The 21,934-nt window shown below is 39.2% G+C and carries 18 protein-coding genes; 10 read left to right on the plus strand and 8 right to left on the minus strand.

Annotated features, from left to right (window positions below):
* The first annotated feature begins 186 nt into the window (after positions 1-186).
* The gene (locus H5161_RS09395) at positions 187-534 is read left to right on the plus strand and encodes a hypothetical protein (protein ID WP_182732772.1); all 348 of its coding nucleotides are present in this window, start codon (positions 187-189) and stop codon (positions 532-534) included.
* Positions 535-692: 158 nt separating this feature from the next.
* On the opposite strand, the gene H5161_RS09400 is transcribed toward H5161_RS09395, so the two are convergent.
* Together H5161_RS09400 and H5161_RS09405 are read right to left on the minus strand one after the other, a co-directional pair.
* Positions 693-2,069 carry an NAD-dependent succinate-semialdehyde dehydrogenase gene (locus H5161_RS09400; protein WP_182672851.1) on the minus strand — a complete coding sequence of 459 codons (1,377 nt, stop codon included), beginning with the start codon at positions 2,067-2,069 and terminating at the stop codon, positions 693-695.
* Positions 2,070-2,285: 216 nt separating this feature from the next.
* Complete coding sequence (locus H5161_RS09405) at positions 2,286-2,801, minus strand: NUDIX hydrolase (protein WP_039485087.1); 516 nt, start codon at positions 2,799-2,801, stop codon at positions 2,286-2,288.
* Positions 2,802-3,036: 235 nt separating this feature from the next.
* On the opposite strand from H5161_RS09405, the gene H5161_RS09410 reads away from it, so the two are divergent.
* From H5161_RS09410 to H5161_RS09435, 6 genes are all read left to right on the plus strand, one after another.
* Positions 3,037-4,377 carry a sigma-54 dependent transcriptional regulator gene (locus tag H5161_RS09410; protein WP_182769148.1) on the plus strand — a complete coding sequence of 447 codons (1,341 nt, stop codon included), beginning with the start codon at positions 3,037-3,039 and terminating at the stop codon, positions 4,375-4,377.
* A gap of 14 nt (positions 4,378-4,391) precedes the next feature.
* A complete protein-coding gene (locus tag H5161_RS09415) occupies positions 4,392-4,601 on the plus strand; it encodes a histidine kinase (protein ID WP_039485081.1) in 210 nt (69 codons plus the stop codon).
* A 38-nt stretch (positions 4,602-4,639) separates the two neighbouring features.
* Positions 4,640-6,124 carry an ATP-binding protein gene (locus tag H5161_RS09420; protein ID WP_182716785.1) on the plus strand — a complete coding sequence of 495 codons (1,485 nt, stop codon included), beginning with the start codon at positions 4,640-4,642 and terminating at the stop codon, positions 6,122-6,124.
* Positions 6,125-6,586, plus strand: coding sequence for a response regulator (locus H5161_RS09425; protein WP_039485075.1), 462 nt, complete (start codon positions 6,125-6,127; stop codon positions 6,584-6,586).
* A gap of 10 nt (positions 6,587-6,596) precedes the next feature.
* A complete protein-coding gene (locus H5161_RS09430; RefSeq protein WP_039485072.1) occupies positions 6,597-8,564 on the plus strand; it encodes a hybrid sensor histidine kinase/response regulator in 1,968 nt (655 codons plus the stop codon).
* Between the two features lie 332 nt (positions 8,565-8,896).
* Positions 8,897-9,517: a fumarylacetoacetate hydrolase family protein gene (locus H5161_RS09435; RefSeq protein ID WP_182711480.1), complete on the plus strand. Its 621-nt coding sequence runs from the start codon at positions 8,897-8,899 to the stop codon at positions 9,515-9,517.
* On the opposite strand, the gene H5161_RS09440 is transcribed toward H5161_RS09435, so the two are convergent.
* The 3 genes from H5161_RS09440 to H5161_RS09450 form a co-directional block, all read right to left on the minus strand.
* Positions 9,468-10,391 (minus strand): ABC transporter substrate-binding protein, encoded by a 924-nt coding sequence (locus H5161_RS09440; RefSeq protein WP_182693575.1) that lies wholly within the window; start codon positions 10,389-10,391, stop codon positions 9,468-9,470. The two genes, H5161_RS09435 and H5161_RS09440, sit on opposite strands and share 50 nt — an antisense overlap.
* Positions 10,392-10,508: 117 nt before the next feature.
* Positions 10,509-11,561 carry an aldo/keto reductase gene (locus H5161_RS09445; protein WP_182769149.1) on the minus strand — a complete coding sequence of 351 codons (1,053 nt, stop codon included), beginning with the start codon at positions 11,559-11,561 and terminating at the stop codon, positions 10,509-10,511.
* A gap of 18 nt (positions 11,562-11,579) precedes the next feature.
* Positions 11,580-12,008 carry a thioesterase family protein gene (locus H5161_RS09450; protein WP_002958095.1) on the minus strand — a complete coding sequence of 143 codons (429 nt, stop codon included), beginning with the start codon at positions 12,006-12,008 and terminating at the stop codon, positions 11,580-11,582.
* 681 nt (positions 12,009-12,689) lie between these two features.
* On the opposite strand from H5161_RS09450, the gene dinB reads away from it, so the two are divergent.
* Positions 12,690-13,742: a DNA polymerase IV gene (gene dinB, locus H5161_RS09455; RefSeq protein ID WP_182769150.1), complete on the plus strand. Its 1,053-nt coding sequence runs from the start codon at positions 12,690-12,692 to the stop codon at positions 13,740-13,742.
* Between the two features lie 129 nt (positions 13,743-13,871).
* Entirely contained in the window at positions 13,872-15,392 is a 1,521-nt protein-coding gene (locus H5161_RS09460; protein ID WP_182769151.1) for a leucyl aminopeptidase family protein, read from the plus strand.
* 71 nt (positions 15,393-15,463) lie between these two features.
* Here H5161_RS09460 and H5161_RS09465 read toward each other — a convergent pair whose 3' ends face one another.
* Positions 15,464-17,101: a methyl-accepting chemotaxis protein gene (locus H5161_RS09465; RefSeq protein ID WP_182695734.1), complete on the minus strand. Its 1,638-nt coding sequence runs from the start codon at positions 17,099-17,101 to the stop codon at positions 15,464-15,466.
* A gap of 142 nt (positions 17,102-17,243) precedes the next feature.
* On the minus strand, positions 17,244-19,469 hold the full coding sequence (locus H5161_RS09470) for a S9 family peptidase (protein ID WP_182769152.1): 2,226 nt from the start codon (positions 19,467-19,469) through the stop codon (positions 17,244-17,246).
* A gap of 111 nt (positions 19,470-19,580) precedes the next feature.
* On the opposite strand from H5161_RS09470, the gene H5161_RS09475 reads away from it, so the two are divergent.
* Positions 19,581-19,985: an HIT domain-containing protein gene (locus H5161_RS09475; protein WP_182769153.1), complete on the plus strand. Its 405-nt coding sequence runs from the start codon at positions 19,581-19,583 to the stop codon at positions 19,983-19,985.
* Between the two features lie 41 nt (positions 19,986-20,026).
* On the opposite strand, the gene H5161_RS09480 is transcribed toward H5161_RS09475, so the two are convergent.
* Positions 20,027-21,727, minus strand: coding sequence for a dipeptidyl-peptidase 3 family protein (locus H5161_RS09480; protein ID WP_182695732.1), 1,701 nt, complete (start codon positions 21,725-21,727; stop codon positions 20,027-20,029).
* Positions 21,728-21,934 lie beyond the last annotated feature (207 nt).

The raw sequence follows: 21,934 nt of genomic DNA on the forward strand, positions 1-21,934 counted from the left end.
AGAGCAGCCTTACCAATCAATTCACGACGATATTTGGCCAATCTCAATGACCGCTTATCGCTCATTGTTGCCTGTCAGGTTAAGTCTAGTGAAATAGATTGCATTGCATTGCATAGTTAAAGTTTTTATATTGTTCGGCAATATTTTATTTGGTGCTAATAAAGCACTGCGTGCAAAGGAAAGCATGTGAATTATAAAAAAATGTACTACCCAGTTAAGGCGCTTGCTGTTTTATCTTTAGTTGCTGTTGCTATTAAGTACTGGATGCCAACTGAAATTGGCTTTGCGTTTATGCTGTTGCCTTATTTGCTTCTATATTTTTTAGCTAACGCTAAAAACTATAAAAATAAACGGCTCATTTTTATTAGAATTATAGCTGCATTACTTACTATTACTTTAGCGGCAGTACTTGTCTTTGGTATTGAACCTGACCCTCAAGCTGGGATTGGTATTATGTTTTTGCTGATAATGCAGCTAGCTGCAATTAGTGCCTCTGAATTTATTATATTATTCTTTTATGTTGATAATGATTAAAAAGCAAACTGCTCATTTACAGTTATTACTGTGTAGTTACTTTGCGGTTTGAACTTAGTAGAGACTAAGCTCTTCTGTAATCTAATTCTAAAGTTAAAAAAACCTAAAAGCGGTTACCCACTTTTAGGTTTTCTAATGTATTAGTATTTAAAGCTAAATTAGCTATTGATCATAATACATTTGATATTCACAAATTCGCGCATACCAAAGCCGCCGTGCTCTCGGCCGTAGCCACTTTCTTTAACACCACCAAACGGTAGGTTAGGTTGTGCTAAACCGTAGCCATTAATATTGATCATGCCTGTGTCAAAGTACTTTTTAGCTAGTTCAATGGCTTTTTTCTCATCTTTAGAGAAAATACCGCCGCCTAAACCGTAGCGAGAGTCGTTAGCGATGCGCATTGCATCGTCGTTGTCTTTGGCTTTAATAAGCGAAGCTACTGGGCCAAATAATTCGTCGTCATAGGCTGGCATACCAGGGGCTAAGTTATCTAGTAGAGTAGGTGGGTAGTAGTAGCCCGTTTGCGAAGGTATTTCGCCGCCCGTTACTATGTTTGCACCTGCTTTAACTGATTCCATGACTTGGTCGTGAATCCCGTCGCGTAAATCTTCACGAGCCATTGGGCCTAAGTCTGTATCGTCAGCCATTGGGTCGCCCATTTTCATGGCTTCAAATTGCTCTTTAATTTGCGCTTTAAAGTCATCGTAAAGTGACTCTACAACAACAAAACGTTTAGCTGAAACACACGTTTCACCGTTATTGATCATGCGCCCGGTTACACAGGTTTTAACTGCAAGCTCTAGGTCTGCGTCATCAAGTACTAAGTAAGCGTCGTTACTACCAAGCTCTAACACTGTTTTCTTAACGTGTTTACCTGCTTCTTCTGCTACTTTTTTACCTGTCGCATCACTACCGGTAAAGGTTACGCCGCTAATTGCTTTGTGCGAAATTAAAGAACTGGCTGTTTTGCCGTCGATAAGTAGATTGTTAAAACAATACTCTGGGAAACCAGCTTGTTTAAATAGCTCTTCTATTTTTTCAGCCATGCCAAATACATTACCAGCATGTTTTAATACGGTTGTGTTACCCGCCATGATGTTAGCTGCACTGTAGCGAATTACCTGATAAAGCGGAAAGTTCCACGGTTGAATACCTAATAGTACACCTGTTGGTTGGTAGCTGATGATTGCGCGGCCGCCGTCCATATCACGTTCTTCGTCAGCAAGTACTTGTGGGCCTTGTTCGGCTGTATAACGACAAATTCCTGCACATAGTTCAACTTCTTGAAAGCCTTGCTCGTAAACTTTACCCATTTCTTCGGTCATGAGTTTTGCAATAGCTTCTTTTTGATCTTCAAAGAGTGAGGCTAACTTATTAAGGTATTTTGCACGTTCAGTGAATGACGTTAATCGCCATTTTAAATATGTTTCGTGAGATTTTTCGATTACCTGTTCTGCTTCCTTTTGAGAAAGTAGTGTATAGGTTTCAATGGTTTGCTCAGTTGCGGGATTAATCGTTTTAACTGTGTTACTCATTTCTATCTCCTTACAAATTTAGTTGTTTAAAAGGTGCAAGGCTAGAGCCAGTTTTTATAAAAAGTTGATTTTGTTTTTATCCATCTGATTTTATTAATTAAATTTATATTTTTGCTGAAAGAGGATTTTTTAAATATAAAAATTGAGGTGCTCGAGGCAGTAAAATATTCTGGGAGTTGCAAAATTTACAACACCCTCTGGGACAAACACAGAGCTTTATATTAGCTCCTTTGCAATGCGCTTTAATAAGTAAGTTTCTCGTAAAATAGAAAGCCCTTGTTTTTCACTGTTAGCAATGGTGCGCTCGTTATGTGCAATTGCGTCGTTAATATCAACCCATTTAGCTGTCATGCCATTTTGCTGCTCGTAATGCTCTAACTGCGCTTTGCCAAACTCGTCGGCTATACTACATACAAAGCAATACGATTTAATATGAATAATATCAAAATCGTCTTTATACCAAGGGCGATACTCTTCATAGAGTCCAAAGGCTTTAACTACACTTATTTGTTGTGCACCGGTTTCCTCGCTTAGTTCGCGAATTAAGCCTTGCTCAATACTTTCGCCGTCATCTACTCCACCGCCGGGTAGGCTGTAGTCTTCATAACGGTTTGTATACATTAAAAGTATTTTATTATTTTTAATTACAATGGCGCGAGCTGTTAAGCGTGTAAATTGAGTACCTTGGTCAATATTAATACCTGAATGTATTAAGGTTTTTAATTGCTGCATTTCGTCTCCTTTTTTAGGTTTTTAATAATAATAGTTGCTACCATTCTATAAATAGAAACGATTTTAATTATTAATCATAATTTGTGATCGATTTTTTTCAGCATACGTAAATATTAGGTTGGTAACATTAATAGCATTTAATCGCTTAAGTTTATTTTAAAAATAAGATTCTGGGCGCACCTTTAAATTAATATCAAGGATGCGTAGAATAAGAAAAAAAGCATAGGGATTTATCATGTTAGACATACTTTTAGTAGACGATGACGTCGAGTTTAGTGACGTTGTATGCCACATAGTCGAATTCCTCGGCCACAATGTAAGCACCGCAACCAGTTTAAAAGAAGCACATCAATGGTTTGAAAATAATACTTTTGACCATGTGCTGCTTGATTTTATGTTGCCTGATGGTAGCGGTTTGCACTTACTTGATCACTTAAAAACGATTGGGCAATCTCCAAAAATTACACTTATATCGGGTCATCCTTCAGTTAAAGGCATTTTAGCTGATATGTGTGAGCCAAATGTAGGGCATTTATTAAAGCCATTACAACGCGAAGATTTAGAACTGGTTTTAAATGGCCCTAAAAAAGCAGTTAAAAAAGCAAAGTCGGGCGGTATAACGCGTCACTTTGGTGGTTTAATTGGTGAATCTGAGCCAATGCAAAAGCTTTACAACATGATTGAACGTGTAGCTAAAACAAATGCTAACGTGATGCTTATGGGTGAAAGTGGTGCAGGTAAAGAAGTAGTGGCTCAAGCTATTCATAACGCAAGCCAGTGCGAAGGGCCATTAGTTGCTAGCAACTGTGGCGCACTTTCAAAAGAGTTAATTGGTAGTGAGTTATTTGGCCACGAAAAAGGCGCATTTACAGGCGCAATTGCACGTAAAGAAGGTGTATTTGAGCAATCAAATAACGGTACTTTGTTTTTAGACGAAGTAACTGAAATGCCAATTGATATGCAGCCAAATTTACTGCGAGTGCTTGAAACTAAAAAGGTAACACGCGTAGGTGGTAACAGAGAAATACCAACCAATTGCCGTGTTATTTCAGCTACTAACCGCTCGCTTACCGATTTGGCACAAAATAATGTTATTCGTGAAGATATTTACTTTAGGTTGGCTGTTTTTCCTATTGATATACCGCCACTTCGCGATAGAAAAGAAGATGTACCTTTACTAGCAAAAGCCTTTTTAGATCAACTTAATGACGAAAACGGCACTGCCTTTAGTTGGACTGCCGCACAGCTCAAAGAGCTGCAAAGCTATGAATGGCCGGGTAATGTGCGAGAGCTCCGCCATGCTATACACCGTGCATTTATTATGAGCGACCCACAAACCAGCGACATTATTTTACCTGATAACTTAGAGTCACCCTTTTCGCGCGTTAATAATCAAGCTGCCGAAAAGCCTGTATCAGCAGGGCAAACAATTGAAGAAGTTGAAAAAGAACTTATTCATGCAACGCTTGATAAGGTACAAGGTAATAAAACGCTTGCTGCACAAATGCTGGGTATTAGTACTAAAACACTTTATAACCGCCTTAATGCATATGGCGGTATTGGCGAATATAAATAGATTTGAGGAAGGGCATGACATCCGATAACCAAACAGAGCAACTCAATAAATTAGTACACGATGCAAGAGGGCCGCTAAATCGTATTTCGATGAATGCTGAGCTGATTAAATTGGTACTTGAAAACGATATGCCAAAAGAAAAAGCGTTAGATGCACTTGATAAAATTATCAATAATTGCCAACAGTGCAGCGAAAGTTTGCAAAAAATATCAGACTCTCAATAAATATTAAGTGTTGTATAAACTTTAATTCGGGAAGCTAAATGAGCAAGAAAAAACAGCAAGGTAAAGCGAATATCACTTGGGCAACATTTATGGTGGTTGTGCTAGGTATTATTGTGGGCAACGCATTTTTAGCATTGAATACGATTCAAGGCTTAACACAAACCCAAAAAAGTTTAGACAACACTAGCATGCTAACCACTGCAATTGAGAAGCTGCATCTATCCATAGTGCAGGCTGAGTCTGGGCAGCGTGGTTATTTATTGACAGAAGAGACTGACTATTTAACGCCGTACTACGATGCTGTAGGCCAAATTGAAGCGCAAACAGATCATGTCAAGTCGCTTCACTCTGAGATTGACGGTCAAGCTGAGCGTATAGCCCAGTTGTTAGTTCTTGTAGATAGTAAAATTAAAGAATTAAAACAAACTGTAAACCTTGCGCTAGATGACAAAGAAAGACGTGCGTTGTATGTATTAAATACGCATAAAGGAAGAAAGCTTTATAAGCAAATTAGAGAGTATGTTAATGAAATTCAAGACCGTGAATTACTCTTTAAAGTAAGCCATTTTTCTAAATTAGCACAGATTAAAAATGAAGCTAAAATTACATTCGCTATAACAGCAATAACGAGTGCGTTACTGATTATTGGTATGTTTATTATGACGCGCCTTAATTTAAGAAATGCAGCACAATATCGTTTTGAGCTTGAAAAACAAAACGAAACATTAGCAATGAAGGTTTCTGAGCGGACACAAGAGCTAACATTATATTCAGATGAATTGAGCCGTAGTAACCGAGAGCTTGAAGAGTTTGCTTTTGTAGCAAGCCATGATTTACAAGAACCTCTTAGAAAAATCCAAGCCTTTAGCGACCGTCTTGAAACCATGTTTAAAGATGAATTGGGTGAAAAGGGGATGGATTACATTGGGCGCATGAAAAATGCAGCGCAGCGTATGTCTAACTTGATTAACGACTTATTAGAGTTTTCGCGAATTACAACGCGTGGTAAAGATTTTGATGACACGAATTTAAATGAAGTTGTAGCTGATATATTAAGTGATTTAGAGATAGCGATAAAAGAGTCTGAAGCACAAATTGATGTAGATGATTTGCCAGTTATTCAGGCCGATAAAAGCCAAATGCAGCAGCTGTTTTTAAATTTGTTGTCGAACGCTGTTAAATTTAGGCGTCCCGACGTAAACCCACACATAAAAATTAGTTATCAAGATGAAGATATTTTCAGCTCTGATCATAATACTCATTTAAGTTTTCAAGTTATTACCATAGAAGATAACGGTATTGGTTTTTCACAAGACTATGCCGATAAAATATTTGTACCGTTTCAACGCTTACATGGACGCTCACAATATAAAGGCACGGGTATTGGCCTTTCTGTATGTAGGCGTATTGTGGAGCGCCACGGCGGAACAATTACAGCCCAAAGTAAAGACGGTGAAGGTGCAACCTTTATTATAAAACTACCTGTGGAAGCTGAGCTTTTCACATTGCAAGGAGAGGCTTAAATGCCCTATTCAAAAGTAAAACCGATTACTATTTTAATGGCAGACGACGATGAAGATGATCGTTTGTTAACACAAGATGCCCTTGCTGAAAGTCGTGTACTTAACGAGCTTCATTTTGTTGAAGATGGCGTTGAGTTGCTTGAGTATTTAGAGCGTAAAGGTAAGTTTGAAGACAAAGCAGTTTCGCCGCGTCCTGGACTTATATTACTTGATTTAAATATGCCTAGAATGGATGGCCGTGAAGCGCTTGAAGCTATAAAAGGAAACCCTAACTTAAAGGGAATTCCGGTTGTTATATTAACTACGTCTAAACAAGAAGAAGATATGGTTAAAGGGTATAACTTAGGTGCTGCATCTTACATTACAAAACCAGTAACGTTTGATGGTTTGGTTGATTTAATGAAAACGCTAGGAAAATACTGGGTAGAATTTGTAGAGCTACCGACAACATTTAACGATTAATGGAGATTGTATGTTAGATAAAGTGACTCAGTTGCTGCTTGTAGAAGACGATGAAGATGATTACATACTCACCTGCGACTATCTGGACCAATTGGATTCACACACGTTTAACATTCAATGGATAAGCTCTCCAGAGCAGGCAATTGCAACGCTTAGTAAAAATGAGCACGACATTTGCCTGCTTGATTACCGCTTGGGTGCATCGAATGGTTTAGATGTATTAAAAGAAGCAATTGCCAATGGCTTTAGCGGTCCCATTATTATGCTTACCGGGCAGTCAAACGACGAGTTAGACTCGGCGGCGCTTGATGCCGGTGCAGTAGATTACTTAATTAAAACAGAAATGAGTTCGAGCCGCTTTGCGCGTGCTATTCGTTATGCTTTGGCACGTAAAGATGTTGAAGGCGAGAGAGTAGAACGCTTAAAAGCTGAAGCCGAAAACCGTTCAAAAGATCGATTTTTAGCTCATTTGAGCCATGAGTTACGTACTCCTCTATCGTCTATTTTAGGCTACACCGAACTGTTAATGCAGAGCGATTTTAGTCAGCAAGCTGAAAATGAATTGGGTGTTATTTATCGAAATGGTAAACACTTATTGAGCTTGTTAAACGACGTGCTCGACTTATCTAAAATAGCTGCCGATAAACTGGAACTTACCCTAAGCGAAGTTAACCTTGATAGCATGCTTGCCGATGTATACACGCTAATGCGCGTATCGGTGCTTGATAAGGGCCTTACGCTGCGCTTTGAATCACATCAGCCATTACCTTTGGTTGCACGACTGGATGCAACAAGAGTTCGTCAAATTTTAATAAATCTAATAAACAATGCGGTTAAATTTACCGATAAAGGCGAAATTGTTGTTAATGCGTGGACGCAATGGGTTGATGATCGCGAAATGCTATTTTTTAGCATTAAAGATTCAGGTATGGGCATTGCCCCTGAAAAACAAGAACTTATATTTAAGCCATTTGAACAAATAGCCGATGTAGAATCACGCTCTGTAGGTGGCGCAGGCTTAGGTTTGGCAATATGTGCTGAATTGTTAGCGCGTATGCACGGTGATATTAGTTTGCACTCTGAAATAGGCAAAGGTTCTACATTTACGATTTCGGTATATCCAGGTGATATTAGCGAAGTAGAACGACAAGTACTTAATTTTAGTAGTGCCCCACAATTACAAAGTAAATCGGCTCCATGCAAAGTGCATGGGCGAGTGTTAGTGGTTGATGATTTACGTGATTTACGCATGCTAGTTGGTCATATGATCAGTACCTGTGGTGCGCGCGTAGATTATGCCGAACATGGCCAGCAAGCACTTGAAAAAGTACGCATAGCAGATGCGTATAAAGCGCCTTACGATATTATTTTTATTGATATTCATATGCCTGTAATGGGCGGCAAGGAAGCCACCATAGAGCTTAGAAAAATGGGCTACAAAGGCCCAATAATTGCGCTCACTGCCGCTACGATGAAAGGCATACATGAGGAGCTTGCTGCACTTGGTTTTAACGATGTAATACCAAAGCCTGTTGATAGCGCGGCTTTATATCAATGTTTGCAAGATTACTTGGTAGCGCCAGAGCATGCACCGCAAGCTAAAGATATAAATTGTAGTAATGGCTTAACCGAGAAAAAGCAGCGCTTTTTACTTGTGGAAGACGATCATGATGCAGCGCAAATTACGCAACTACTTTTAGAAAGTTTAGGCGTTGAAACCGTCATTGCGTCTAGCTGCGCACAATGTTTGCAAATACTTAATCACGACCAGCAATTTAATAAGGTATTGTTAGATATGCATTTACCTGATGGTCGTGGCGTTGACTTAGGCCAGCAAATTAATGAACGATACCCTGAATTACGTTTAGTGATTGTAAGTGGCGCAGAGCCAGATCCAAGAGAAATAAAAGATTTAAATATTGACCGAGTTTTACTTAAACCTATTAATTTGAGCTTACTTGAAACGCTTATTAGCTAGGGCCTGTTTATCTTTCGAGGTTGAATTTGCAGCAGTTTATTTGGTATTTAGGCAAGGCAGAGTCTATGTAGTGTGGTTATTCCTCATAAATAGGCGATAACGTAGCACAAATGCCAAATATGCGCTGCCCGAAGGGTTCTGTCCAGGGGCTATTTACTTTTTGTTGCTCGGTTTTTACTTATTCTTACAGGGATGTAAGTCAGTAGAATAACGCAGGAGCAGTTATCGAGCCCACTAGGTTACAAATCTCGCGCCGCGATTAAATAGCCCCTAGATTGAACAAATTTTAATCCTGAAAGGTCAACAGGTCCAATAACTGAGACATTATTTATATGCATTCAATAAAGTTAGTATCTGAAGAATTAACACCATCAAAAGTAGTGTGTGTTGGTCGTAATTATACCGCACACATTGCAGAGCTAAATAACGAAACGCCAGATCAAATGGTTTTATTTAATAAGCCAAATAGCGCAATTACTAATACGTTATTTGCAGCTCACAACGGCGATACGCTGCATTATGAAACCGAGCTATGTTTTGTAGTTAAAGATAAAAAATTTGCAGGTGTTGGACTCGGCCTTGATTTAACTAAGCGTACTGCGCAAAGTAAATTAAAAAATAAAGGGCTTCCATGGGAGCGCGCTAAAGCGTTCGACGGCTCTGTAATTTTAACTGATTTTGTAGCGCTAACTGATGCAATGAAGCACTTTACCTTTGAACTTAAAATTAATAATGAAGTGATTCAGCGAGGTGATACTCATTTTATGCTGCACAACCCTGACTCAATTTTACAAGAAATTAGTGAATTTATGAGCTTAGAAGACGGTGATGTAATAATGACAGGTACACCGTCGGGCGTAGGTGAGGTAACAGCTAAAAGTATTTTTGCAGTGGCGCTTTATGCTAATGATCAGTGTTTGCTTGAGCATCAGTGGCAAGTAAGTAAAAATTAATGACTTGCTGTTGGTAGTGTTTATCAAAGTCAGTAAAGGTGGTTTTAAGCCAATTATGCTGACTTTGTTGATACTCAGGCGATTGAAGTACATTATTTTTTAATGCGCGGTTAATTTTTTTAAGGGCTTGCTCTGCAAAATTATTAGGTGCTTTAGCCGCACAGCCTATTGCTCCTCTTATAAATTGAATGTCATTTTCTGCAATTGGCACACTTTCTATATTCGTATACTCCCCTTGTTTATTAAAGTAATCAGCCATAAACGGGTAATCAATTGAGTAGTCTAAAAAGCCGTGACTCAAGCGTGCTATAACAGCCTGACTTTCATTTTCGCTACTCCAACTTAACGAAGACTCTTTATCTCGTTTTGTATTTTCAATAATTGTATTAATTTTAGTTGTAAATTTACGTGCAGCCGCTTGCCCGTATACATATTGCGGGTCGGTTAATAAATTAATAAGGTGAATAGGCGAGCCGTGCTTTTCTTCTAATTGCGGCTTTAGATCTTTAGTCGTGATAATTGAAAATGGGGGATATACCGTTGTTGGATTTGAGTAGTTAAGTTGTTGGTTATTATTTTTTTTATAAATAACACACGGAAAACATACATTTTTCCCTTCATTTAAATATTTATTTATACGCTGCTGAGGAACAATTAAGCGAGTATGTTTTACATCAGTTATGGTTCTAATGAGTTGCTCGGTTAGGTTGTCGCAAATACCGCCTTGTGGTGCGCTTTCACTTTTAGCTATATGAAATGGGGGCGTGTAACTTTGCAGCCAAATAATCTCTTCTAGAGGTTGTACTTTTTGCTCAACGGCGTGCGCGTTGAATACAATTAATAAGCAAAATGCATAGTATCCGTTTTTCAGCATTGATAAGTGTTCGTTGAATTAAGAAAACTTAATAAAAGTATAGTGTTGGTTGTAGTAGGGTCAAATATTTTAGTTAAAAAGCAACCTCATTCAAGGCTGCTTTTAACTCATACATGCTTAATAAGGCATCGGATGGTTTCTAAATATGGTGTTAATCTCACTAAGAATTTCGTCGTTTAGCGTTATGCTAAATGCGTCTATATCTTCCTTTAATTGAGCTATAGATGTTGCCCCAATAATTGAAGAAGTTACGCCATCTACTTGGTTACACCATGCTAAGGCTAGTTGTGCTGGAGTAATATTGTTTGCATGAGCCAGCTCAACATACTGCTTAGTTGCTTGCTCTGCATTGAGTGTATCTCTAAAAATACCGTTACGCTGCATGAAGGTCCAACGAGAGCCTTCTGGGCGAGCTCCATTTAGATATTTACCCGTTAATAAACCGGCTGCTAAAGGCGACCACGGTAAGTAGGCAATATCTTCGTGTACACATTGTTCTATTAAATACGGCCAGTCTTTAGCGTGCGCTAAGCTAAACTCATTTTGAATAGATACCATACGCGGTAAGTTATGCTCTTTGGCCAAACTTAAAAACTGGCTTATACCCCATGGCGTATCGTCAGATAAACCGCAGTGCTTAATTTTACCTGCTTTAACACATTCATTAAGGCCTTCTAGAATATCAAGCATACTAGCTTGCTGCTCTTGTGTATTTACGTCGGTAAATTTAAGAGTGCCGGGCCATTGTCTGCCAAAGTGAGGGGTAGAGCGGTTTGGCCAATGTAGTTGATATAAATCAATGTAGTCTGTTTGAAGTCGCTTAAGTGAATCATCCACGGCTTCTATTACTGTTTGGCGAGTAATATTGCCGCCATCACGTACCCACGATAATCCATTGCCTGCAATTTTTGTAGCTAGTACCACATCGCTGCGTTTTTGTTTATTACGCGATAGCCAATTGCCAATAATTTCCTCGGTTTTACCATAGGTCTCTGGCGAAGGAGGTACAGCATACATTTCGGCTGTATCAATAAAGTTTACGCCTTGCTCTAGCGCGTAGGCTATTTGTTCATCAGCGTCGCTTTGAGTATTTTGTTTACCCCAAGTCATACTCCCTAGGCACACTCGAGATACGTTTACGCCACTGCTACCTAGTGGGTTGTATTGCATAAAAATTCCTTAACTAAATTAGTTTTGAGCATGGCTGATTAAAGCCGATAAAAGAGGCTCGGAGATTGGGGCTTTTTGCCCTGTAGTAAAATCAAACATTACAACTTTAGATGCACCCGTAGTCGTTATTGCTTTTTGTGCATGGCTGTAAACTGTGTAGTTCATGGTAAAGCGATCTGTTTTAAGATCTGTAATTGTAACGCCTACAGTGAGTGTGTCGGGAAAAGTTACTGGGCGTTTATAGCGAACGTTATTTTCGCTTATTACTGGGCCCACACCGTTTGGGCTTATTGTGTCGAACAAATTTATTTTATTTAAAAAGTCGATTCGGGCTATTTCAAAGTAACGTAAATACACTACATTATTTACGTGTTGTAGCGCATCCATATCAGCCCATGCTACGGTGATATCGGTATGAATAGGGTGCTGATCTTTAAACGTTTGCATTATTTATTGGCCCTTGATTTTTAAAGTACTTAGATTATCAACATGGTGTTACGAGCTCAAGGTAATTAATGGCATGTTTTTTTTATAAGATGATTGTACCTGTTTAATTTTAGGTCTACAGTTAAATTACACAGACACACACAAACACACACAAAGGTAATAATATGCAGAATATAATTAATTGGTCCTTAGCTTGTTTGGTTTTTATAGCCTCTTTTACCTGTTACGCGATGGGGAATGAATCTGGCGCTATCATTTTAATGTTGGCAGGATTTTTATTTGAGGTTATGTATTGGCTACGTGGTTATAAGAGATCGGAGGACAATAAACACTTTTTTTAATCGTTAACTAGGGCCTGTTGACCTTTCAGGATTAAAATTTGTTCAATCTAGGGGCTATTTAATCGCGGCGCGAGGTTTGTGACCTAGTGGGCTAAGTAAAAACCGAGCAACAAAGAGTAAATTGCCCCTAGGCAGAACCCTTCGGGCAGCATATGTTTGGCATTTGTGCTACGTTATCGCCTATTTATGGGGAATAACCACACTACATAGGCTCAGCCTTGCCTAAATACCAAACATACTGCTGCAAATTTAACCTCGAAAGATAAACAGGCCCTAGGCTTGCATATCACATTTTATTCTATAATAATGACTGTATAAATAACCAGTTATTATTGTGGTGATGAAGAAGTTTATTCACATAGACATGGATTGCTTTTATGCAGCAGTAGAAATGCGAGATAATCCAAAACTTGCATGTGTACCGCTTGCTATTGGAGGCAATAGCCGACGAGGCGTGCTCTCAACCGCTAACTATATAGCTAGAGAGTATGGCGTGCGATCGGCTATGTCGAACTATCATGCTAAACAATTATGCCCCGATTTAGTTATTGTCCCAGGGCGCATGGCTGTATATAAAGAAGCTTCAAACCAAATACGTGAAGTATTTAGCCGCTATACAAACTTAATTGAACCCCTTTCTTTAGACGAAGCCTACCTAGATGTAACAGACAGCACCGCTTGTAAAGGCAGTGCCACACTTATTGCACAGCAAATAAGAGCCGATATTTACAATGCTACAGGGCTCACTGCATCAGCTGGTATTGCACCGATTAAATTTATTGCCAAAATAGCCAGTGACGAAAATAAACCGAATGGTCAATTTGTCGTTTTGCCTGATGAGGTCGATGACTTTTTAGCGCAATTACCGCTTGGGAAAATTCCAGGAGTGGGCAAAGTAACGCTCGAAAAGCTAAATTTAAAAGGCTTATATACCGGCAAGGATGTACGTGAAAAAGGCGTTAACTGGATGCAGCAACATGTGGGTAATTTTGGTGTGTCGCTTTATCAAAAATGTGCAGGTGAGTATGTTGGTAAAGTATCCACAGATCGTATAAGAAAATCGCTGAGTGTTGAACATACCTACGAGTACAACAAAACAAGTTTGCAAGAGTGCTTAGATGAGCTGCCAAGATTGTTAGACGAATTAGTTTTAAGGCTTAATAAACAGCAGTTACAAAACCGTATTAATAAATTGAGTGTTAAGGTGAAGTTTGCAAATTTTGTAGTGACCTCTGCCGATCAGGTATACCACGAGCTAAATACAGAAATATTTGTTCAACTACTTACTAAGGCCTACCAGCGTGGGCTACAACAGCCTGTAAGATTACTTGGCATAGGCGTTGGCATTAAAAACGAGCCAGAGCAAAACTTCCAACTTAGTATTCTCGATTAAGCTGTAAAGCCTGTAACTCCAAGTTGCCATTTATTGATAGGTTATGTGATTAGCTCATCGCTCCTTACTGGTCTTCAATATTTAAATCGACGATAATAGGGGCTTATGTTTTCTAACAGGACCTTATTTATGGCATACCCTCAAGCGGTTAGTGCAATCCTTGAATGCACATCTCATGATGCGCTTATTATTATTAGTAATGACTTTTCTCAGTTACCAAATAACTCATTACGTGATGCTATTTTAGCTCAAGCAAACGTAGATTCTCGCATCGGTAAGCAAGTTACTTTATTAGTAATTGAAAACAAGCGCGTTGTACTTGCGCCAACCGGTCCGTTAAATAGAGATTACGACGACGTGCGTCGTTATTTTGATGCTGCTAAATTAGCAATTAACGAAGCAAAAGCGTCGGGCAGTATTAACCCTGCATTATTTTTACCAAATTTAAATGGCGATAGCCGTTATCAGCATGCTTTAGAGGTTGCTTATTTAGGCGCTTGCCAAGCCTTATGGCAGCCATTAGAAGCGCGTGAATATCACGGTGAAAGCATTGAACCAATTACACAGATTGGTTTAGTTGGCGCAAGCGAGCAAACTATTAAAGCTGTTAATGCAATTGCAGCTGGCCAATATGCAGCGCGTGACCTGTGTGGTACTGAACCTGAGCGTATGGCTCCCCCACGTTTTGCTGATTACTGCGTTGAATTGTTTAAAGGCTCAAACATTGCAGTTGACGTAATTGATGATATTGCAGCTATTGATAAAAACTACCCAATGCTAAGTACAGTTGCTCGCGCATCGTATGCAGTTGAGCGCCATCACCCACGTGTTGTCAAGCTTGAATATGTACCAGAGGGCGAAATTACTCGCACACTTATGTTTGTAGGTAAGGGCCTTGTATACGATACAGGCGGTGCAGATTTAAAAGTAGGCGGCCATATGGCAGGCATGAGCCGTGATAAAGGCGGCGCAGCTTCTGTTGCGGGCTTTATGAAAGCCGTTGCTGATTATCAGCCTAAAGGCGTTAAAGTGGTCTCGTACTTAGCTGTTGTTCGTAACTCTATTGGCTCAGATTGTTTTGTGCCAGATGAAATTATTACTAGCCGTGAAGGTGTTCGTGTCCGTATTGGTAATACCGATGCAGAAGGGCGTTTAGCAATGGGCGACCTGCTTAGCGAAATGAAAGATTTAGCTAAAGGTGAGGTTAATCCAACGCTGTTTACTGTTGCTACATTAACGGGTCATGCAGCTCGCGCAATGGGTCCTTACGGTGCGTATGTTGAAAATGGTCCAGCTCGTAGTGCTGGTGTTTCACGTCAAATAGCTGACCTTGGAGATTTGTGGGCCGATGGCGCTGAAGTATCGCGTTCACGCCGTGAAGACTACGACTTTATTAAACCACGTACGCTAGCTGACGATGTTTTATCTAGCAATAACGCAGCATCTGCCGTTACTGCTCGTGGACATCAGTTCCCTATGGCGTTTATGGCTATTGTTGGTGGGCTTGATAAGCACGGTAATGACTCTGCACAGCCTCTACCTTATGTTCATATGGATATAGCAGGTAGCGGTGTTGAAGGCGGTGATTGGCAGCATGGTAAGCCAACAGCTGCATCAGTAACGAGCTTGTTTGCACGTTATTGTTTGTAAGCTAAAAACTTACATGTAATAAAAAAGCCCTGTTAATTCAGGGCTTTTGCATTTTATGAGAACGCTATCGATTAATCTAATTTAAAACGATTAACTACGCTCGAAAGACCTTCGCTACTTTGTTTGAGGTTATCACTGGCATCGGTAAGCTGCTTAGTATTATTTAATGATTGCTCAGTTGATTGAGATAGCTCATTAATACGCAAATTAACCTCGTCGGCAGCTTGCGTTTGTTGCTCTGTGGCACGTGCTATTTGGCTGTTCATTTCGGTAATAATTGAAACAAGTCGTTCTATTTCATTAAGTGAAGTATTGGCTGATGACGCCTGCTCTACGGTAGAAACTGAAAGTGCTTGGCTTGATTTAACTGCTTCTACTGCTGCTTTTGCACCTTCTTGTAGTTTAGTGATCATGGTTTGAATTTCGTCAGTACTTTGCCCTGTACGACTGGCCAGTGTTCTTACTTCATCTGCAACAACAGCAAATCCTCGACCATGCTCTCCTGCGCGAGCTGCTTCAATGGCAGCGTTTAATGCCAGTAAGTTTGTCTGCTCCGATATGCTTCTTATTACATCAAGCACAGAGCCTATATTATGGCTCTCGTTGGCTAAATCTTCTGTTACACGGCTGACTGTTTCAATGTTGCTTGAGAGTGTTTCTATTGCTGTAATTGTTTGCGCAACCACATTTTTACCCGTTGATGCATTTTGTGCTGCATCCTTAGCTGCTTGCTCTGCGGCTTCAGCGTTACGGCTCACATCGTGTATTTGGTGAGTCATTTGCTCCATGGCAGCTGCAACTTGGGTTGAACTATCGTTTTGAAGCTCAATAAATGAGTGGCTTGTTCTACTTGAGTCGTCAACTGTATGCGCATGTTCGCTTACATCGTTTGCACTTTGTGCTACATGAACAAGTGACTCGCGCATTTTTAGAGCAAATAAATTAAATGAACGTGATAGTTCAGATATTTCATCATTACCGGATTCATTTAATTTACGGGTTAAATCACCTTCGCCTTGAGAAATGTCTTTCATCATATCGGCTGCTAAGCGAGTCGGTATTAAAATACTCTTACCTATAAAGTAACTAAGTAAAATAACAGCAATAATCATAATTATTGCACTGATGACTATAAGGTTACGTTGCTCGCTAAATGCTTCTTCAATTGAATCAAGGTAAACACCCGAGCCAATAATCCACTGCCATTGATTAAAACCTTTAACAAATGCGATTTTTTCAACCGGTTTATCTTTACCTGGTTTTGGCCATTTATAAGGGATAAATCCCTCGCCAGAGCGTTTAACTATATTTACCATATCAACAAACAATGCTTTGCCGTCAGGGTCCTTGTTATTAGTTAAATCTTTTCCATCAAGCGCAGGTTTTATAGGGTGCATAACCATTGTTGGCTGGTAATTGTTAATCCAAAAGTAATTGGTTTTGTCGTAGCGCAGTGCTTTTATTGCATTAAGTGCTTGTGATTGAGCTTGTTGTTGAGTGAGAGTGTTATCTTGTTCAAGCGCATAATAGTGCTCGATTATACTGTACGCCGTTTCTACTACATTTTGTGTTTTTATGTATTGCTCGTCTTTTAGCGAACTATATTGATGAGTTAGGCTCGATATACTAAGTATTATTAGTCCAAATACAACGATGGCTATTAACAGTGAAAAACGCTGGGATATACTAAAACTTCGTAGATTAGGCATACATTTATCCTCAAAAAGTGTGCGCTTTAGCGCATAGAATAAGCGTAGCTAAAAAAAGAGTTTAATCTAGGCTTAACGCCTATTAATGCAAAAAAAAGGCTGATTTATCAATCAGCCTTTAGTCTGTTATTACTTTACTTGCTTATTTAACGTCAAAATGGCGATTAAAGAAGTTTGTAATTGTTTGATGTAAGTGTGTTTGCACTTGTTTACCGCGTAGGCTGTGCTTAGAGCCTGGGTAGGTCATCATTTCAAACTGTTTTTCGTTATCTTGCAGTTGTTTAAATAACTTAGTTGAATGCGTAAACAATACGTTGTCATCAGCCATTCCATGGTAAATCATTAATGGGCCTTTTAAGCCATCAGCATATGGAAATACTGCGCTGTCCTCATAGCCTTTAGCATTTGTATCAGGGTGACCTAAATAACGCTCTGTGTAATGTGTATCGTATAGAGCCCAATCGGTTACTGGAGCACCTGATACGCCGGCTTGAAAGTAATCGCCTGCTTTAAACATAGTCATAAGTGCCATGTAGCCGCCGTAGCTGTGGCCATAAACACCGATGCGTTGTGGATCAACGTAATCAAGTGTACGTAAAAACTCTACGCCTTTAATTTGATCGGCAACTTCAACCACACCTAAATGTTTATAAATAGCATCTTCAAACTTTTTACCACGGTTGTACGAACCACGGTTATCCAGTTGAAAAATTACGTAACCTTGTTGCGCCATGTACTGAAAGTACAAGTTTTTACTGCGCCAGCTATTCGTCACTCGTTGAGCATGCGGGCCGCCGTATACGTTAACAATAACAGGGTGCTTTTTGCCATCAGTAATGTTGCTAGGCTTAAATAAACGGTAATGCATAACTTGACCATCTTCGGCTTTAATTGTGCCGTATTCTGGTTTTGTTAAATCGCTTAAATAAGGGGTAAGCGGGTGGCTACTATCAAGCTTATTTTCTTCAAGCCAGGTAATGAATTCGCCGTTTACTTTACGAAGCGCTGCTGAGTTTGGTTTATTATCAGACGAGCTATTATCGATAAAGGTTTTGCTGTCCTTTGCTAGCACAACATTGTGGTACTGACCTTTTTCGGTAATACGTTTGGCATCGCCTTTTTTAAATAAAGGCGCGCTGTATAAATGGCTTTCAAGCGGTGTATCTTTTCGACCGGCAAAGTAAACAATGCCTTTTTTCTCATCAATACCTTTTAAGCTATCAACAGCCCAGTCACCTGAGGTAATTTGGCGAACAAGTTGACCGTTTGTACGATACAGATATAAATGTTTAAAGCCGTCGCGCTCAGATGCCCATACAAAGTGTTTTTTGTCTTTTAAAAACTCAAGATCAAAATGTAGGTTTATCCACGTTTCGCTGTTTTCGGTCAGCGCTACTTTTTGGGCTTTAGTTTCGCTGTTATAAAAACGCAGTTCTAATTTATGTTGCGAGCGATTTTGCCATTGGTACGACAGTGTATTGCCGTCTTTTAGCCATTTAGCGCGTGCAATGTAAATGTCTTCATCTTTACCTAAATCAATCCAATCTACTTTTTGGTCGTTTAGCTTAACCACACCAAGTTGAATTTTAACGTTATCGGTACCTGTAAACGGGTAGCGCTGGTTAAATAATTTAACTTCGTCAGCGTAAATTTCGTTACGGATAGCTTCTTTTACAGGGGTTTCGTCAACGCGGGTATAGGCAATTTTAGTTTCATCACCTGACCACCAGTAACCTGTCATACGGCTCATTTCTTCTTGAGCAACAAATTCGGCCATGCCGTTTTTAATTACGCCGCCGCCATCTTTACTAAGCTGAATCTCTTTACCAGACTCAAGCTCTAAAGCATAAAGGTTTTGCTCTCGAATAAACGATACGTAGTTACCTTTAGGTGAAAAGCGTGCATCGGTTTCAAATGCTTCAGTGTCGGTTAGTTTTTTACTTTTATCTGAGGCTAAATCGTAATAATAAAGGTCACCATTGAGTGGGAATAAAAGTGCTTTGCCATCTTTAGACCATTTGTATTCAAGTATGCCTTTACCAAAAATACGTTGGCGTTCGCGGCGTGCTTTTTCTTCATCTGATAGGTTTTCTGGGCCTGAAAATAACTTTGCCGAATCAACTAGCACACGGTTGGTGTTATCTTTTAGATTGTATTCCCATAAATCGTAGCGGTTGTAGTCATCGCTTTTGCCTTGTAGGTAAGTTACACGGCTGCCGTCAGGCGAAAATTTAAGTTGTACAGGTGATTTACCAGAAAGGCTCGGATCGTCAAAAATTCGCTCCAGCGATAAAGGTTTTGCTTGAACACTAATAGCGCCAACCATTAACGGTATAGCTAGTGAGAGGTGTTTTATTTTTTTTAGCACAAGGTTGCCTTAGCTTATTATAAATATTGCTTTGATGGTAAAGCCAAGCGTGTGCAACTGCAACTAAATGCTATAAAGTGGCGATTATCAAAGACAAAGTAGGACATAGCAATGACTCACCTTGAATTTAAACTAGCGCCAGAACTTAAACGCGACTGTATAGAACTTGCCGATTGGCCATTGTGTAAAGTACTTTTATTGAACGACAGCTTGTATCCGTGGTTTGTATTAGTGCCTAGGCGGGCTAACTTAAAAGAGATAATTGATTTATCTGAGGATGATCAAATTGTTTATTTAAAAGAGTCAGCCAAGCTAAGTAAATTATTAATGGATGTATTTAAACCTGATAAATTAAACATAGCGGCTTTAGGTAATATGGTGCCGCAGTTGCATATTCATCATATTGCGCGTTTTACGAGTGATGCTGCATGGCCTGCGCCAATATGGGGTAAACACCCAGCAGTGCCTTATACAGATCTACAAATCACAGAGCTAAAAAAAGCGCTGCAGTTTTAAGCTGCAACGCTTTTTTAGGGTTTAACTAAGTTTAACTAAACTTATTTAAGCCCTAGTACTTCCTTACCTTGCTTAAATGTTACATCTACAGGGATATTAGCTTTGCTTAGTTTTTCTAAGTCTTTAGCAAGTTCTTCTTTAATGTCGCCATGCGTTGCAATTAGTTGATCTACTTTTTCATAATCGCCATCACCTTGCAGAGTTAAAATTAAGCGAGAAAGCTTGGCCATTGCAATGCTCATTTTTTCCATATTAACGCGGTATAAGCCTTCTTCATTTTTAGAAAAAGCACCTTCTTGAGCAAAAAAGTTAAAGCGGATCATATTTGCTTTACCATGCGCGCTTGATGCTCCAAAACGAACTGAGCGGAATATACCTGCCATGAAGGTCGTGTAATAATCTTCAATAGTGCCTTCAGTAATTTCGCCTTTTTTAAGTAACTGTTCAATCATGTATAGACCTAAAATATCGGCTTTACCTTCTTCAAGGGCACTTGCGTGTTCTTGTAGTGATTGACGAACAGTACCTTTACCTGTGATTGTATTTTTAATACCTAAACCGTGAGCCACTTCATGGAACATCGTATTGGCAAAAAATGCATCAAAAGTAATGTGTTTACGCTGCTCTGGTACAATTAACTGCTCTGAAATTGGTACTAAAATTTTATCAAATTTAGCACGCATTGCGTTTTTAAGTTGCAGACGACGAGTTCCTTTTTCTAGCTGTACTTGCTCATCGTTTGGTAAGTTAATTGCTATTGTTTTACTACCCGCGTTTGAATGCCCAGCGTAGTAAACAACATCATATGCATTTAGGTCGGCGTCAGAGCCTGGTACTTCTTGTTTGTACTTAGCATCTACAGGTAAGCCTTTTTGAAGCTCAGGTAAAAATGCTGCAAATTTAGCTAAGCGTTCGCTCCATTTTAAATCTTTAATAAGTACGTAAGATTCATAAGCTGCGCGGTAACCAAATAATTGATCTTCATAAGTTTCAATTGGACCAATAACCACATCTACTGGGTTATTTTTCATATCCATCCAAGCAAAGTCAGATACTTGAAAGTCATCTTTTTGTAGAGCATCGGCACGCAAGTTTAGATAGTTAGCAAATTCTTTATCGTCAGCAAGTTTGCTTGCTTCACGTAAAATATCAGCGGCTTTTGCAAGCTCATCAGCGTATTCTTTTGAATAAGGCACGCTGTAAAGCTTACCTTGCTCATCACGCTTAATTACAGAATAAAGCCCTGTTTTATCTTCAACGTCTGCATTGTTTAACTCTTCTTTGGTTATATCAGCAGGGTAAAACTGTGCGCCAAGAGGTTTTTCTTTATAGCTGGATAAAAATGCTTCATCACCATTTAAACGATCCCATGGACCATAGTTAATATCAGCAAATTTACGTACTTTTTCATCGTTTAGTTTTGCTAAAAAAGCATCTTTATTTTCACCAAATGCTTGCTTCCAAAATAACTCATCCATTATTTTTGAAGCGTCAATAAGCTTTGCAACCATTGCTCGTTGATTATCGCTTAAGTGCAATAAATCACTTTGTAAGCTAAAGTCGGTGTAAATATCTAAACGTTGTTTATCTGCATTAATAAGCTTAGGGCCTGACTGTGCACTGCTTTTTTGAGCAAGCTCTACGGCTGTGTTGTCGGTAGAAGACGGCGCTTGTTCAGAACATGCGCTAAGAAAAACAACACCAGAGAGCATAATTGCTTGGCTAATTTTATTTAAGATCATTATATTGCCTGTTAAAAAGTAAGTTTAATAATTTGTACTGCTTTAGTTAAAATATTAAGTATGTACAAACGCTTCCTTATTGTGAGTGCATTAAAGCAAAACTAAATGGTAAATAGCAAGTATTTGGCGTTGTAAGGCAAGCATGAGCGGTAAAGCATTATAAATAAAAATAAACTTCTATAATTTTCTTAACTTTATCGGTAAGTT

It is taken from the genome of Pseudoalteromonas sp. SG43-5 (assembly GCF_014164345.1).
GTDB lineage: Bacteria > Pseudomonadota > Gammaproteobacteria > Enterobacterales > Alteromonadaceae > Pseudoalteromonas > Pseudoalteromonas distincta.